Source organism: Micromonospora sp. CNZ322, from assembly GCF_007827755.1.
Genome location: NZ_VITD01000010.1, coordinates 93269 through 107442, shown reverse-complemented (window position 1 = coordinate 107442; position 14174 = coordinate 93269). Strand labels below are relative to the sequence as shown.

The 14174-nt window shown below is 72.3% G+C and carries 14 protein-coding genes; 10 read left to right on the top strand and 4 right to left on the bottom strand.

Annotated elements, in window-relative coordinates:
* Positions 1–24: 24 nt before the first annotated feature.
* The gene (locus tag FB453_RS22875; RefSeq protein WP_145793240.1) at positions 25–1374 is read right to left on the bottom strand and encodes a hypothetical protein; all 1350 of its coding nucleotides are present in this window, start codon (positions 1372–1374) and stop codon (positions 25–27) included.
* Positions 1375–1544: 170 nt separating this feature from the next.
* Here FB453_RS22875 and FB453_RS22870 point away from each other — a divergent pair, with 170 nt between their 5' ends.
* The 8 genes from FB453_RS22870 (at position 1545) to FB453_RS22840 (ending at position 10831) form a co-directional block, all read left to right on the top strand.
* Positions 1545–2159 carry a YdeI/OmpD-associated family protein gene (locus FB453_RS22870; RefSeq protein ID WP_145793237.1) on the top strand — a complete coding sequence of 205 codons (615 nt, stop codon included), beginning with the start codon at positions 1545–1547 and terminating at the stop codon, positions 2157–2159.
* A gap of 106 nt (positions 2160–2265) precedes the next feature.
* On the top strand, positions 2266–2700 hold the full coding sequence (locus tag FB453_RS22865; RefSeq protein ID WP_486480394.1) for a DUF2975 domain-containing protein: 435 nt from the start codon (positions 2266–2268) through the stop codon (positions 2698–2700).
* Positions 2700–2915 carry a helix-turn-helix domain-containing protein gene (locus FB453_RS22860; protein ID WP_030336216.1) on the top strand — a complete coding sequence of 72 codons (216 nt, stop codon included), beginning with the start codon at positions 2700–2702 and terminating at the stop codon, positions 2913–2915. The genes FB453_RS22865 and FB453_RS22860 overlap by 1 nt, the downstream gene beginning before the upstream one ends.
* Positions 2912–3076: a hypothetical protein gene (locus FB453_RS34330; RefSeq protein WP_181548603.1), complete on the top strand. Its 165-nt coding sequence runs from the start codon at positions 2912–2914 to the stop codon at positions 3074–3076. Before FB453_RS22860 ends, FB453_RS34330 begins: the two co-directional genes overlap by 4 nt.
* A 130-nt stretch (positions 3077–3206) precedes the next feature.
* Positions 3207–6392, top strand: coding sequence for an ABC transporter permease (locus FB453_RS22855; RefSeq protein WP_145793232.1), 3186 nt, complete (start codon positions 3207–3209; stop codon positions 6390–6392).
* Positions 6389–9097: an FtsX-like permease family protein gene (locus tag FB453_RS22850; RefSeq protein ID WP_145793229.1), complete on the top strand. Its 2709-nt coding sequence runs from the start codon at positions 6389–6391 to the stop codon at positions 9095–9097. Before FB453_RS22855 ends, FB453_RS22850 begins: the two co-directional genes overlap by 4 nt.
* A 1-nt stretch (position 9098) precedes the next feature.
* A complete protein-coding gene (locus FB453_RS22845) occupies positions 9099–10094 on the top strand; it encodes an ABC transporter ATP-binding protein (protein ID WP_145793227.1) in 996 nt (331 codons plus the stop codon).
* 11 nt (positions 10095–10105) lie between these two features.
* Positions 10106–10831, top strand: a complete 726-nt coding sequence (locus FB453_RS22840) for an ABC transporter ATP-binding protein (RefSeq protein ID WP_112585561.1) — start codon at positions 10106–10108, stop codon at positions 10829–10831.
* Between the two features lie 187 nt (positions 10832–11018).
* Here the strand turns inward: FB453_RS22840 and FB453_RS22835 are convergent, their stop codons facing one another.
* Both FB453_RS22835 and FB453_RS22830 read right to left on the bottom strand, forming a co-directional pair.
* Positions 11019–11531, bottom strand: coding sequence for a hypothetical protein (locus FB453_RS22835; protein WP_145793224.1), 513 nt, complete (start codon positions 11529–11531; stop codon positions 11019–11021).
* A 63-nt stretch (positions 11532–11594) separates the two neighbouring features.
* A complete protein-coding gene (locus FB453_RS22830) occupies positions 11595–12047 on the bottom strand; it encodes a GNAT family N-acetyltransferase (RefSeq protein WP_091400686.1) in 453 nt (150 codons plus the stop codon).
* 74 nt (positions 12048–12121) lie between these two features.
* On the opposite strand from FB453_RS22830, the gene FB453_RS35020 reads away from it, so the two are divergent.
* Entirely contained in the window at positions 12122–12337 is a 216-nt protein-coding gene (locus tag FB453_RS35020; RefSeq protein WP_486480393.1) for a potassium channel family protein, read from the top strand.
* Positions 12338–12349: 12 nt separating this feature from the next.
* Positions 12350–12634 (top strand): hypothetical protein, encoded by a 285-nt coding sequence (locus FB453_RS35015; protein WP_486480392.1) that lies wholly within the window; start codon positions 12350–12352, stop codon positions 12632–12634.
* Here FB453_RS35015 and FB453_RS22820 read toward each other — a convergent pair.
* A complete protein-coding gene (locus FB453_RS22820) occupies positions 12561–14132 on the bottom strand; it encodes an alpha/beta hydrolase (protein ID WP_145793467.1) in 1572 nt (523 codons plus the stop codon). The genes FB453_RS35015 and FB453_RS22820 overlap by 74 nt on opposite strands.
* Positions 14133–14174: the final 42 nt, after the last annotated feature.

The following is a 14174-nucleotide window of genomic DNA, read 5'->3' as shown; positions in this document are numbered from 1 at the left end:
TGTGATCGACGGACGTAGCCAGGTCTAGTCCTCGTCTGACTGTTGCTCGGGCGACCACCGCCCCAGGAGCACTGCCGGTCTGCCATCGACCCCTCCATCGGCGAGCGTCGCGGCGTCGACGAGGACTCTGTGCATGACCGGCACCGGCAGGTGTGGGTTGGCGGCGGCTGCTCCGGCCGTTTCCGGATCGTCGAACAAGTCGAGCACGCGACTCGGCGACAGTCGGGGGTCACCGGCCGTCGAGTTGCGCACCTCTGGACGCGGGTCGTGGCTGAGCCGCTCGATGAGCTGCGGTGCTGCCTCGGGATCGCGGACCACCAGGGCTCGGGCCCATGGGTCCGGCGACTCTGCCAACTGGGTCAGTTCGATCCGCTGGAAGCTGGGGTGGTCGAGCAGGCGGCCTCGGGTCGCCGTCGTAGCCTCCAGGTAGGTGTAGAGCACCGCCTCGTGGGTGACGCCCGAGTGGCGTTCGCACAGCAGGAGCCGCACGGCGAAGTCGTCGTCGTCTTCCAGCACCCGGATGTGGTCGGCGGTTAGGTGGGGGTTGCAGGCGACACTGCGACGGAGCCCGGTGTGCGCCGAGCGCACGCAGCGGCTCTGGATCTCCGGGTCGCGGGTCTTGGTCGCCCAGACGGCCGGTTCGATCCGGTCGTCACGTCCGACGTGGTAGTCGATTGCCGCGCGTTGCTCCTCAGTGAGCTCGGGGCGCATCGACACGGCGAGCCGGACAGTGGGTGACGGGTCCACCGCCAGCCGGGCGACGAGGTCCGCACGCAGGTCGGGATCGGCGGCGGCGGTGCGTCGCACCCATTCGCTGTCGTCGCCGGCCCGCGCCTCGAGCTCCCGACGGTCCGGCGGTGGTTCGTCGGCCGGCGCCGTTCGTGATTCGCCCGGCCACAGCCGGGCACGCAGCTCCTGCGGCACCCACGGCGAATCGACCATGGCCAGGCCCAGCCGTGGATGCCGTTCGAGAAGTCGCTCGTACGCCCAGACAGGTAGCGCCGCCGGTAGCGTCCACGTCGACGCGAGGAGCGAGATCGGTCCCTCGGCGAGCGCCCACAGCACAGACCGTTCCGGGTCCTCAACCAGTGCGGCCCGCTGTTCGGCTGTGACATGCACCGCCTGGGCCAGGATCTTGCGCACCTTGTGGTCGGGGTGGCCGACCAGCGCCTCGAACTGCTCGTCGGTCCATTCCAGACGGAACATCAGGGCGGTTTCCACCTCCTGCAGGTGCTGCTCGACGAGCTGCCGCAACAGGTCGGCGGGGATGGCGGGGTTGCGGGCCAGGCCGCGTAACCGAGCCCGTGCCGGTTTGTTGTGGTGGGCGAGGAACGCGTCGTTGACGTACAGCGGGACCTCCAGGGGTTGGGCCATCAAGGACCTGCGAGAAGCCACCGTAGAAGGAGAACGCGCAGCTCAACAGGGCCGCCCGGCCGAGTGTTCTCGGTCGCTGCCGGCGGTAGGCTCGGATTGGCCAGCTCAACGAGCCGGACAGGCCGACCGGCGGAGCCTCGGGCGTCTGACCCAGCGGTTAGCCTGCCGTCATGGCGAGCACCGAACTGGATGAGTTGATCGTCGCGGACGCCGACGCCCTGCGCGCGTGGTTGTCGGCCAACCACGCCACGTCGCCCGGTGTCTGGCTCGCCCTGACCAGGAAGGGCGGCACGGTCACGACGCTGACCTGGCAGCAGGCGGTCGACGAGGGCCTGTGCGTCGGCTGGATCGACGGGCAGGCGCGCAAGCGGGATGAGGAGTCGTCCTGGATCCGGTTCACCCCGCGTCGGCCCCGCAGTTCCTGGTCTCAGCGCAACGTCGGGCACGTGGCCCGGCTGGAGGAGCAGGGGCGGATGTTGGCGGCTGGCCGCGCCGCTGTGGACGCCGCGAAGGCGGACGGGCGGTGGGCGGCCGCCTACGCCCCGCCGTCGGAGGCGGAGGTGCCGGCCGACCTGCTCGCCGCGGTCGCCGCCGATCCCGCCGCCCAGGCCATGCTCGACGTGCTCACCAAGGCCAACCGGTTCGCTCTCATCCATCGCCTCAATGCCGTGAAGCGGGCGGAGACCCGCGAGCGCAAGATCCGCGAATTCGTCGCCATGCTGGCCCGTCACGAGACGTTCTATCCCCAGAAGGCGAGGCCGTCGCCCGGGCCGACGTCGTCGTGAGCGGGAGTCGACGTTCCGGCAACCGATTGACTTTCGATAGATAACGAGTGAAACTCGATGCATGGTTACGGAGCATCGAGCGGTTGCCGCTCTCAGAGTTTTCCTCGTGGTGCTGTTCGGGGTCCTGGTCCTGTTTCAGACCTTCTCCCTGCCCGGACAGTTCGCCCACATGGCCGCCGAATCGCCGCAGGACGCCTACCTCCGGTGGCCGGCCACGGTCGTGGCGGTGTTCTGGGTGCTGTGCGTCCAGGTCGTCATCGTCGCGACCTGGAAGTTGCTCAGCCTGGTCAAGAGCGACCGCATCTTCACCGAAGCATCCCTGAAGTGGGTGGACGCGATCGTGTGGGCCATCGCCGCCGCGTGGGTGGTGCTCGTGGGTGTCTTCCTCTACGTGGGGTTCAACGCGGACGACCCGGGGCTGCCACTGCTGCTGTTCCTGCTGACGGTGGGCGTCAGCGTGCTGGGGCTTCTCATGGTGGTGATGCGGGCGCTGTTGAGGCAGGCCACCACCCTGCGGGCCGACATGGAAGCGGTGATCTGATGCCCATCGTCGTCCGCATCGACGTGGAGTTGGCCAAGCGCAAGATGAGCGTCGGCGAGTTCGCCGAGCGCGTCGGGCTCACCCCCGCCAACGTGGCGGTGCTGAAGAACGGCCGCGCCAAGGCGGTCCGCTTCAGCACCCTCGAAGCGATGTGCCGAGTGCTCGACTGCCAACCCGGAGACCTGCTGGAGTGGGTCGAGGAGGAAACCCCATGAAGTACGTTCTGACCGTCGCCGCCGTCCTCGTGGTCGCCCTCGGTGTCGCCGGAATCGTGCACGGGGAGGCCGACGACTCGCCGGGCCTTCAACTGCTGGGCGTCGTGCTCGTACTCGGCGCCGTGGTGTTCGGCATCCGCAACCTTAGAGGCGGCAGTTAGCCGCCCAGGCGCGCTGGCCGGCCCGAGCTGACCCCTCCCGCAATAACGATCATGTAACGGGCGCGAACCTTTCCCGGTAGGTGGCCTGTCTTGATGGTCGTCGGCCCGTCAGGGCCAGGGGAGGCGTCGGATGAAGCTGGTGTGGAGGCGGGCCCGCGAGGCGCGAGGGTTGCTGGTCGCGGCGGTGATCGCTGCCCTCGTCGCCGTCGCGTTGGTCACGGGGCTGTCCGACTACAACCGTCGGGCGGTGGACGCCGGGCAGCGGGCACTGGTCGCCGCCTCGCCCGCCGAGGAGCGCGGCCTTCTGGTCAGTGGCTCGGGTGGGCGGGACGCGGCCGAGTTCGCAACCCGGGACAAGGCGGTCCGAGCCGAGTTCGCCACCGGGCTCGGCGGCGTCCCGGTGAGTGTCACCGCCGCCCGTTACGGCACCGGCCGGGAACTGACCGGCGACCTCGGGCAGATCCCGCGTACGGCCGACGAACCGGTCTTCGCGAACCTGGCCACGCTCGCCGACCTCGCCAGCCACGCCGAGCTGACCAGCGGAGCCTGGCCCCGCCCCGGAGCGAACCCCGTCCAGGTGAGCCTGCCCGAGCGGGTCGCCGGCGCCCTCGGCCTGACCGTCGGCGAGCGCGTCCCGGTGCGCGACCGGGCCACCGAACGACGCGGGGAGTTGGTGCTCGCCGGCACCTGGCGGCCCCGCGACCCGTCGGACGCGTACTGGCTGCTGGCCCCCGGCGTGGGGGCGGGCAGTGCCGGTTCCGGCACCTCCTACGGGCCGTTCACGCTCGACCCGGCCGACTTCGCGGCCACCTTCCCGGGCTCGGTGTCGGTGTCCTGGCTGGCCCAACCGGACCTCGGCGCCGTCGACACCGCCGACCTGCCCGCCGTTCGGAAAGCCCTCACCGAGGCGGTCTCGGCCGTGCCCGAGGCTGCCCAACTGGGCAGCTCCGGGCAGACGGTGACCAAGATGCCGCAGTTGCTGGACCGGATCGGTCGCGCCGACCTGGTGGGTCGCTCGTCGCTGGCCACCCCGCTGCTGCTCATTCTGGTGCTCGCCGGGTACGCGCTGGTGCTGGTCGCCGCGCTGCTGCACGAGGACCGCCGCCCGCAGACGGCACTGCTGCGCGCCCGCGGCGCCGCCCGTCGGCAGTTGGCCGGCCTGGCCGCCCGTGAGGCGACACTGGTGGTCGCCCCGGCGGCCGTGCTCGGTCCGTTGATCGCCGGTGAGGCATTGCGGTACATCCGACCCGGCGGGTCGGGCGACCTCTCCACCGCCGGAGGCAACACCACACTGGTCTGGGCGGCGGCAGCGGCCACCGCGGCCGGCTGCCTCGTCGCCATGGTCCTCCCGGCGCTGCGTGGCGCCGGGACGTACGTCGCCGACATGGCTGCCCGATCCCGGCCGAACCGGGCCGCGGGCGTCCAACGCGCCAGCGTCGACCTGGTGCTCGTGGCGCTCGCCGTGCTCGCCTGGGTGCAGCTGCGCCGGTACGCCTCCCCGCTGGCCGGTTCGGGTGGTCAGCTCGGGCTCGATCCGCTGCTGGTCGCCGCCCCGACGCTCGGCGTGCTGGCCGGTGCCGTGCTGGCGTTGCGGGTGCTCCCGCCGCTCACCCGGTTCGCGGAGCGGTTCGTCGACCGACGCCCCTGGACCGCCACCATGTTCGGCATGTGGCAGGCCGGCCGGCGTCCCCACGCCGGCCCGGTGCTGCTGCTCGCCCTCGCCGTCGGCGGCAGCACCCTGGCCTGGTCGCTGATCAGCACCGGCGAGCGGTCCCAGGTCGAGCAGGCCGGCCACACGGTCGGCGCCGACCTCCGGGTGACCGAACGGACCGGGGGCGCCCCACCGACCCGGGCCGGTGAACTCGCCGCGCTGCCGAGCGTCGACCGGGTGCTGCCGGCGTGGCGGGACGAGATCCGGGTCGGGCGGGAGAACCTGCCGGCGACCGTGATCGGTGTCGACCCGGCCAGCGCCCCGGGCGTCGTCCGGCTCGCCGACCGCCTCGGCGACGGGTCGGCGGCGGAGCAGTACCGGAGGATGGTCGGCGCGCGGGGAGAGCCCGCCGGCGTCGAACTGCCCGCCGGGGCGCGTGAGATCACCGGCACGATCCGTACCCCGGTGAGCAACGCCGCCCGGTCGCTGAAGGTCGCTGTGACGCTGCTGGTCACCACCCCCGACGGGCTCGCCCTGCGGCTGCCGGCGGCCAACGCCGACAGCGACGGCCGGGCCACCCCGTTCACCGCGCGACTGCCCGACCTGGGCGGGGCGCGGCTGCGGCTGGCCGGCTTCGAGGCCGACGGTGGGTTGGCCGCCGGCAACTCCTACGAGCTCCAGATGGACGGGCTGACGGTGGTCAAGGGCGACGGCACGAAGCAACCGGCCGAACTGGGCGGCGACTGGGCCGTGACCGCCCTCGGGCAGGAGCCCATGCCGGTACGGACCACCGGCGCCGGGTTCGCCGCAGCGCGCGCGGTCGACGTGATCCCCGGCGGGCAGTTCGCGTACCAGCCGCCCACCCGGTTCGCTGTCGTGCCGGGCGGAGACAACAAGCCCATACCGGTGTTGATGACCCCCGGGGTCCGCAACGCGCTGAGCCTGCGCGTCGGCGACACCGTCGACCTGACCCTCTCCGGGGCGACGCTGCCGGTGCACCTGGTCGGCGAGCTGGACGCCGTGCCGGCCACCACCGGCGAGGGCGTCCTGCTGGACCTGCCGGCCGCGGTCGACGCGATGATCCGGAGCAGCGGCGCGGTGCGACCCGTACCGGAATGGTGGGTCGGCGCCGCCGACGCGAACGCCGCCGCCCAGGCGGTCAGCGCACTCCCGGGCATCACAGTGCTCAACCGGGAGGCGGCCATCGAGGCGGCCGCCGACGACCCGTACTGGCGCGGCTCGCGTACCGGCATGCTCGCCGCCGCGCTCGGCGCGGTGCTGCTCGCCCTCGTCGGCCTGATGGTGGACGTGTGGGCCACCGCGCGGCGTCGGCTCGGCGAGTTCGCGGTCCTGCACACCCTCGGCGCCACGCCCCGGCTGATGGCTCGGGCGCTGCTCGCCGAGCAGACGTTCCTCGCCGGCATCGGCGTGGGCGTCGGGCTGTTACTCGGCACCGCGGTCGGCGCGACGATGGCCCCACTGGTCATCCTCACCCCGGCCGCCGGCCGGCCGACACCCCCGGCGGCGTTCGTGCTGCCCTGGGTGCCAATCGGCCTGACAGCGGTCGGTCTGCTGCTGGCGGCGCTCGCCTTCAGCGCGTTCATCGCCACCGGCATCCGTCAGCGGGTGGCGGCGGTGCAGCTGCGAATCGGGGGAGAACGATGAGCGTCGGGGCGGCCGTCCGGCGGGTCCGGGCGTACGGGGGGCAGTTCCTGCTGCTGGCGGTGCTGACCCTGGTGGTCACGCTGCTGATCAGCGGAGTGCCCCGGCTGGTCAACCGGCTCGCCGAACAGGGGCTGCGAGCGCAACTCAACAGCGAGCCGGCCGCCCGCCGGGACATCTCGTACTCCACCAGCGTTGAGCCCGCGACGTCGCGGCGGACGGCGATGGGCGACGCCGCCGAACGGTTCGACGCCCTGGCCGCGGAGATGCCGCCGCCGGTGCGTTCGGCCGTGACCGAGCGGTGGTACAGCGTCCAGACCGCAGAGGCCCGCGTGGTCGGGCCGGACCTGGCGGCCCGCAACCTGCTGGTCGACATGAGCCTGCGGGCCATGCCCGACATTCAGGGAGCGAGCACCCTCGTCGAGGGGACGTGGCCGAGCGAGACGTACGTTCCCGACCGGCCGATCGAGGTGGCGCTCGACGTCGACGTGGCCCGCAAGCTCAACCTGCGCGCCGGCAGCCAACTGCGCATCGGCAGAACCGATGGCAAGGGCAGACTCATCAACGGTGTCCCGCTGGTGGTGACCGGGCTGTTCCGCCCCGTCGACCGCGCCAACGGCATCTGGGACGGGCTGCCACAGCTGCTGCGGATCATCGAACCGCAGGGCGATGGCCAGCCGTTCGTCATCGTCGGCGTCGTCGCGCAGTCGCCCCTCAATAAGCGGGCCGCCGAGGGCTGGCCGATCCAGTCCAACTGGCGGTACCGACTGGGCGTCGACCGGATCGACGCACGCGAGCTGGACCAGATGATCGACGGCCTGCAGGTGATGCAGCGCAACCTGCCGACGGGGCTCACCCTGACCCAGGGTGTCGACGTTCCGTTGCGCGCGTTCGCCGCCCAGATCGACGCCGTCCGGACCCTGCTCGCGGTGATCGCGGCTGGTGTCCTGGCCACCCTGGCGGGGCTCATCGTGCTTGCGGCCAGCCTTGCCATCAGACGACGTCGCTCGGAGTTCGCGCTGCTGCGCGCCCGAGGGGGTGGGGCCACCGCCGGCGCCCGGCGAAGCCTCGCCGAATCGGTGCTGGTGGTGCCGGTCGCCGCAGTGGTGGGCTGGTGGCTGGGCACCCTGTGCCCCGGTGCCCCGGATCCAACAACGCCTTATGTCATCGGCGTGACCGTGCTGGTCACGCTGGCACTGCCGTTGGCGACACTGGCCGTACCGGCCGGCGGAGCGGGGCGCCGGGACCTGATCCGGGTGCGCCCGTCGGCCCGTCGGCTCACCGTCGAGGTCTCCCTGCTGCTCCTGGCCGGGCTCGCCGCGGTGCTGCTGCGTCGGCGTGGCCTGACGCTCGGGGAGGTGGACCCGCTGCTCGTGTCGGTGCCGGTGCTCCTCGCGATCGCGGCGGCGGTGCTGGCGCTGCGCGCGTACCCCTGGCCGTTGTTGCTGGTCAGCCGGCTGGCCGCGCGGACCCGGGGCAGCGTGGCGTTCCTCGGCACGGCCCGCGCCGGCCGCGCGGCGGTCGCCGCCCCGCTGGTCGTGGTGGTGCTGGCGATCGGCACCGCGGCGTTCTGCGCGGTCGTGGCCGCCGGCATCGACGCGAGCCGGGAACGGGCTGCCGCGCAGATCGTGCCCGCCGACGCGGTGATCCGCGGGGAGCGCTTCGCACCCGACACCATCGACGAGCTGGGCCGTCTGCCGGGGGTCCGGGCCGTCACCCGGGTGCTGTACGAGGACGATGAGCGGTTGGCGTCCGACGAGGTCGGCACCGACGCCTTCATCGGGCAGACGGACGTGCTGCTGGTCGACGGCTCGGGGTTGGACAAGGTGGCCCGCGACTCCCAGGTGGACCTGTCGATTCCGGCCGCGCTGCGCACCGCCGCGCCCGGCCCGGGGCCGCTGCCGGCGATCGTCTCACCGGCGGTCGCCGCCGACCTGGCCAAGGCCGGGCTGGACGACTCCGCCTTCATCTCCGTGCAGGGCCAGCGGTACGAGTTCCGGGTGGCCGGCACCGAGGACAGTTTCCCGATGCTGGCGGCGAACGCCAGCCGGTTCGTGATCCTGCCCTGGCAGGCCCTGCCGACGCGTACCACCACACCCGTGCCGACCAGCCTGCTGATCGCCGGGGATCCGCTGGACGCCGAGGCGCTGCGCGTCGCCGGCGACCAGGGGCAGGAGCGCTACCAGCGGGACGGCACTGTCACCGGTCGGGAACGGATGATCGGAGTCACCGTCGACACCCGGGCGGAGGTCCGCCGGGATCTCGGCGAGGGCGGGGCGAACGGGGTGCTGGCCTTCGGGTTCGTGGCCGGCGCCGTCGGCGGCACCGTGCTCGGGCTGTTGGCCATCGCGTTCACCGTGCTGGCCGGCGCGCGCGCCCGGGGCCAGGTGCTGTCCCGGCTGCGCACCCTCGGCCTGTCCCGCGGGCAGTGGCGAGGGCTGCTGCTGGTCGAGTTGACCCCGCTGGTCGCGGTGTCGGTGCTGACCGGCGCGCTGGTCGGTGCGGTCCTGCCCCTGCTGCTCAACCCGGTGCTCGGCCTGTCCGCGTTCACCAGTGGTGTGCCGGTCCGGGTGGCTTTCGAGCCCAGCCTGGTCGCCGCGGTGCTCGCGCTCGGGGCGGTCGCCCTCGGCTTCGCGGTCGCCGTCGAGGCCCTGAACAACCGCCGGTTGCGCCTCGGAGAGGTGCTTCGGCTCGGAGAGGAGAGCTGAGATGACCGCTACCGCCCAGACTCCACTGGTGCCTGACCTGGCCGCCCTGCAACAGCGGGCAGCGCTTCGCGCCGCCGAGCGGGCCGGCGGGCAGGACCGCCTCCGCGGGCACATCGTCTGCGACGGCTTGGTGCGCATCTTCAAGACCGAGGGGGTGGAGGTGGTCGCCCTGCAGGGGCTCGACCTGGTCATCGACCGGGGTGAGCTGGTGGCGATCGTCGGTGCCTCCGGTTCGGGCAAGTCGACCCTGCTCAACATCCTCTCCGGCCTGGACACCCCGACCGCCGGCATCGCCCGGGTGGCCGACTACGACCTGCTCTCGCTCTCCGCCAAGCGACGGCTGAGCTACCGCCGGCAGCTGGTCGGGTTCGTCTGGCAGCAGACGGGCCGCAACCTGCTGCCGTACCTCAGCGCGCTGGAGAACGTCGAGCTGCCGATGCAGTTGGCCGGCAAGCGCAGCCGCAGGGCCCGCCGGGAGCGGGCCCGGGAACTGCTCGACCTGGTCGGTGTGGGCTACTGCGCCGACCGGCGGCCCGGGCAGCTCAGCGGTGGCGAACAGCAGCGGGTCGCAGTGGCGGTGGCGGTGGCCAACGACCCGGAGGTGCTCTTCGCCGACGAGCCCACCGGTGAGCTGGACGAGGCGACCGGCGCGGAGGTCTTCGCGGCGCTGCGCACCATCAACGCGGAACTGGGCGTGACCATCGTTGTCGTCACCCACGACCACGCCGTGGCCACACAGGTCCGCCGGACCGTCGCGATCCGCGACGGCCGGACCGCCTCCGAGGTACGCCGGACCGCGCGGACCGACGCGGACGGCAACACCGAGCTGGTCAGCGAGGAGTACGCGGTGCTGGACCGCAACGGTCGGATGCAGCTGCCCGCTGCGTTCGTCGACGCGCTCTCGCTGAAGGAGCGGGTCCGGCTCGACCTGGAGCCGGACCATGTGCAGGTACGGCCCGGCAACCGGGCCTCGGACGAGCGGGAGGCGCGGGCATGAGCCGGCAGGACATGGTGGTGACCGGTGCGGCCGGTTTCGGCGGTGTGCCCTCGGCGCACCCCGACGAGGTGGTCCGGGTCAGTGGGGTCAGCCGGACCTTCGGCCGTGGTGAGCACGCCGTGCACGCCGTGCGGGACGTGTCGTTCACGGCCAACCGGGGCGAGTTGGTCGCCATCCGAGGTCGGTCCGGGGCTGGCAAGACGACGCTGCTGAACCTGATCGGTGGGCTGGACCGGCCGGACAGCGGTCAGGTGGTGGTGGCCGGGCACGAGGTCACCTCGGCTGGGGAGGCGGAGCTGCTGCGGCTGCGCCGGGGCACCGTCGGGTTCGTGTTCCAGACCTTCGGGCTGGTGCCGATCCTCTCCGCCGCCGAGAACGTGGGCGTGCCGTTGCGGCTGGCGCAGGTGCCGGCCGCGGAACGGGAGGAGCGCGTCGCGGTGCTGCTGGAACTGGTCGGCCTGGGTGGGCACGCCGCGCAGCGCCCGTACGAACTCTCCGGTGGCCAGCAGCAGCGGGTCGCGGTGGCCCGCGCGTTGGCCAATGAGCCGGACCTGCTCATCGCCGACGAGCCCACGGGTCAGCTTGACTCGGAGACCGGTAGGTCCATCATGGACCTGCTGCGCGCGGTGGTGCACGCCCGGGGCATGACGGCCCTGGTGGCCACGCACGACCCGGCCCTGATCGACCTCGCCGACCGGGTGCTCGTTCTGCGCGACGGCCGCCTGGTCGACGGCTGACCCATCGAACTGCTGCCCGACGCTGTCCCACGCCTGCCGCGTGCGGCGGTTGAGCGGCGGGTGGCTGGGCGGCGGATGGTGGTCCGCGTTCGCTGTGGAGCTGATGTCGTCAACGAATCGCCGGACGGTGACTCGTCTACGACATCAGCTCCACAGCCTTGTACGACGGTGGGGCGAGGGAGTTCCCCTACCGCGTCTGCTTGGGCCGGTCGTGTTTGGGCCGGTCGTTTCTGGGTTCGTCGGTGCACTTCTGGCCGTCAGGAAGGGACCCGGCCAGCGGGATCAGCAGGTAGCCCAGCAGGGCGAGGAGAAGACCGGCGCCCGGCCCGGTCGAGATCAACTCGTGTTTGGCGTAGGGGTCCTCGGCCTCGAAATACCAGTACGTCCCGGTGAGGCTGCCGCAGGCGAGCACGTTGGAGATGAGCATTCCCAGGCTGGCCTGCCGCCAGACCCAGCGGGCCGGGCCGGTGTTGGCGAGCGACAGCACCGCGAACACGGCGGCGGTCACCGCGAACGGTAGCGCCCAGCCGAGCACCCTCGAACCCGCAGTGGTTTCCGTCCGGTCCAGGTAGACGCTGCGCCAGGCGGGCAGCCAGAACGCGACGACGACCAGGAGAACGCCGACCGCCAACAGCGCCGAGCCGGTCCGCCGCCATGGCGGGCGCGACGGTGCGGCGCCGGGCATCGTCGGCCTGCTCATGGCAGCGAACGTAACCCGGTCGGGGCGACTCCCACTGCCCCGCCGGGTGAACGCGACGCCGGGTCAGAGCGCGAGCTTCATGCCCTCGTGGCTGGCCACGAAGCCGAGGCCCAGATAGAAGCGGTGCGCGTCCTCGCGGGTCTTGTCGGTGGTGAGCTGCACCAGCGCGCAGCCACGCTGCCGGGCCTGGTCGACCGCCCAGGTCATCAGGTCCCGGCCCAGCCCCTGGCCACGCCGGTCGGAGCGGACCCGGACCGACTCGATCAGCGAGCGCTCGCTGCCGTGCCGGCCCAGGCCCGGGATGTAGGTGATCTGCAGGCAGCCGACCAGTTCGCCGGCCTGCTCGGCCACGATCAGCTGGTTGCGCGGGTCCGCGTCGATGGCCGCGAACGCCCTCTCGTACGCCTCGTCGACCTCGGTGAAGTCGCGGGCCTTGCCCAGGACGTCGTCGGCGAGCAGGGCGATGACGGCGGGCAGGTCAGCCCGGACCGCCTCCCGGTAGATCACGTCGCTCATGCTGGCGATCCTGGCACAGCGAAACCGGCGAATGGGTCTGTGCCGGTTGCGGGCAGCGGGCAGCATGGGGCGGCATGGAGCTAGTGCTGCTGCCGTTCCGCTGGATATACCGGGCGTTGGTGTGGTTCGCGAACTCACCCCGCACGCTGATCACCTCGTACCTGTTGATGATCGTGGTGGCCGGGGTCATCTACGGGGAGGTCGAGCAGCGCAGCCCGGCCGACGCCGTCTGGTGGGCCGTGGTGACCGCCTCCACCGTCGGGTACGGCGACATCTCGCCGACCACCTGAGCGGGCCGCACATTGGCCGCGCTGCTCATCTCGACCATGGTGCTGCTGGTCATCCCGCTGATCACCGCGCACTTCGCGAGCCGGCTCATCGTCGACGACGACGCCTTCGAGCATGAGGAGCAGGAGCAGCTCAAGGCCGACGTGCGCCGGATGCGGGCGCTGCTGGAGGAGTTGGCCACCCGGCAGGGGATCGATCTGCCCCCGCTGCCACCGGCTCAGCCCGTCAGCGGGCCGGGCAGCGCTTCCCCTCCGGTGGGACGGTCAGGTCGATCAGGTAGGCGTCGACCGCGTCGGTGATGCAGGACGTCTGCGGGTAGGCGGTGTGCCCCTCGCCCTCCCAGGTCAGCACCCGACCGACACCCAGCATCGACGCGAGTCGTGGGGTCTGCTCGTACGGCGTCGCCGGGTCGCCTGTGGTGCCGACCACCACGATCGGCGGTGCGCCGTTCGCCTTCCCGGTCGGGTACGGGTCACGCCCGCCCGGCCATTCGACGCAGCTCAGCATGCCGACCGCCAACGCCGGCCCGAACAGCGGATATTTTCCGCGCCACTCGGACTGCAACCGGCGGATCTGCTCCCGGCTCGGTTTCTCCGTCTCGTCGGCGCAGTTGATGGCCAGGTTGGCGTCGAACAGGTTCGAGTAGTGCCCGTTGTCCTCCCGGCCGGCGTACGCGTCGGCGAGTCGGAACACGTCCTTCGGGTCGCCCTCGGCGAGTTTGTCGATCGCCTGGGCCAACTCCTGCCAGCCGGATTCGGTGTAGAGCGAGGAGATGACGGCGTAGAACACCCAGCCGGCGGTGGCCTCCCGCCCGTCGGCGCCGCGTACCGGGGAGACCTTGGCCTTGTCGATGGCCGAGGTGACCGCGGCGCGGGCGTCCGGGGCGATCGGGCAGCGGCCAGCGTTCGCCGCGCACCAGCGGGTGAAGTTGGTGAAGGCCCGTTCGAAGCCGCGGGCCTGGCTCTCCGAGCCCTCGACCAGCCGCTGCTGCGGGTCGACCGCGCCGTCGAGCACCAGCGCCCGCACCCGCTGGGGGTAGAGCTGGGCGTACGTGGCACCGAGCAGGGTGCCGTACGAGTAGCCCAGGTAGGTGAGCTTGTCGTCGCCCACGGCGGCGCGCACCGCGTCCATGTCGCGGGCGGCCTGCTCGGTGCCGTACAGCGGCAACTGGTCGCCGTAGCGGTCGCCGCAACCGCGCCCGATCCGCTGGCTCAGGCCGACGAAGCCGTCGAATGCCGACTGGCTCGCCGGGTCCGGGTCGAAACCAAAGCTGGCGTCCAGGTCGGCGTCGGAGATGCACTTCACCGGGCTGGACCGGGAGACCCCGCGCGGGTCGAAGCCGACGATGTCGAAGCGCTCGGTGATCGAGGCGGGCAGCCCGCCGAACTGGGGGCCGAAGGAGAGGTAGACGGCGGTGTCGACACCGGAACCGCCCGGACCACCCGGGTTGATCACCAACGAACCCACCCGGTCGCGCTGCTTGGTGGACCGGGCGCGCAGCAGGGCGATCTCGAAGGTCTGCCCGGCGCCCGGGCCGGCGCTCGCCCCGCCGCCGGTGCCCCAGTCACGGGGCACCGCGATCCGGGTGCACTCGTAGCGCATGTTCGGTGCGCTCCGCCCGACCAACTCGTCGGGCACCTCCGGGCAGGGCCGCCAGTTCGGTGCGCTGCCGGTCGGGGCGGCCGCGCCCTCCACCTCGGTGCGCGGCGCGAACGCCGGCAGCGTGCAACCGGCGGTGAGCAGCGCGGCGACGCCGAAGGCGGCCAGAGTGCGACGGACCCGGCGGCTGGTCGCCATCCGAGGCTGGTCGGCGGTGCGGGTCACGTGGTCCTCCGGAAT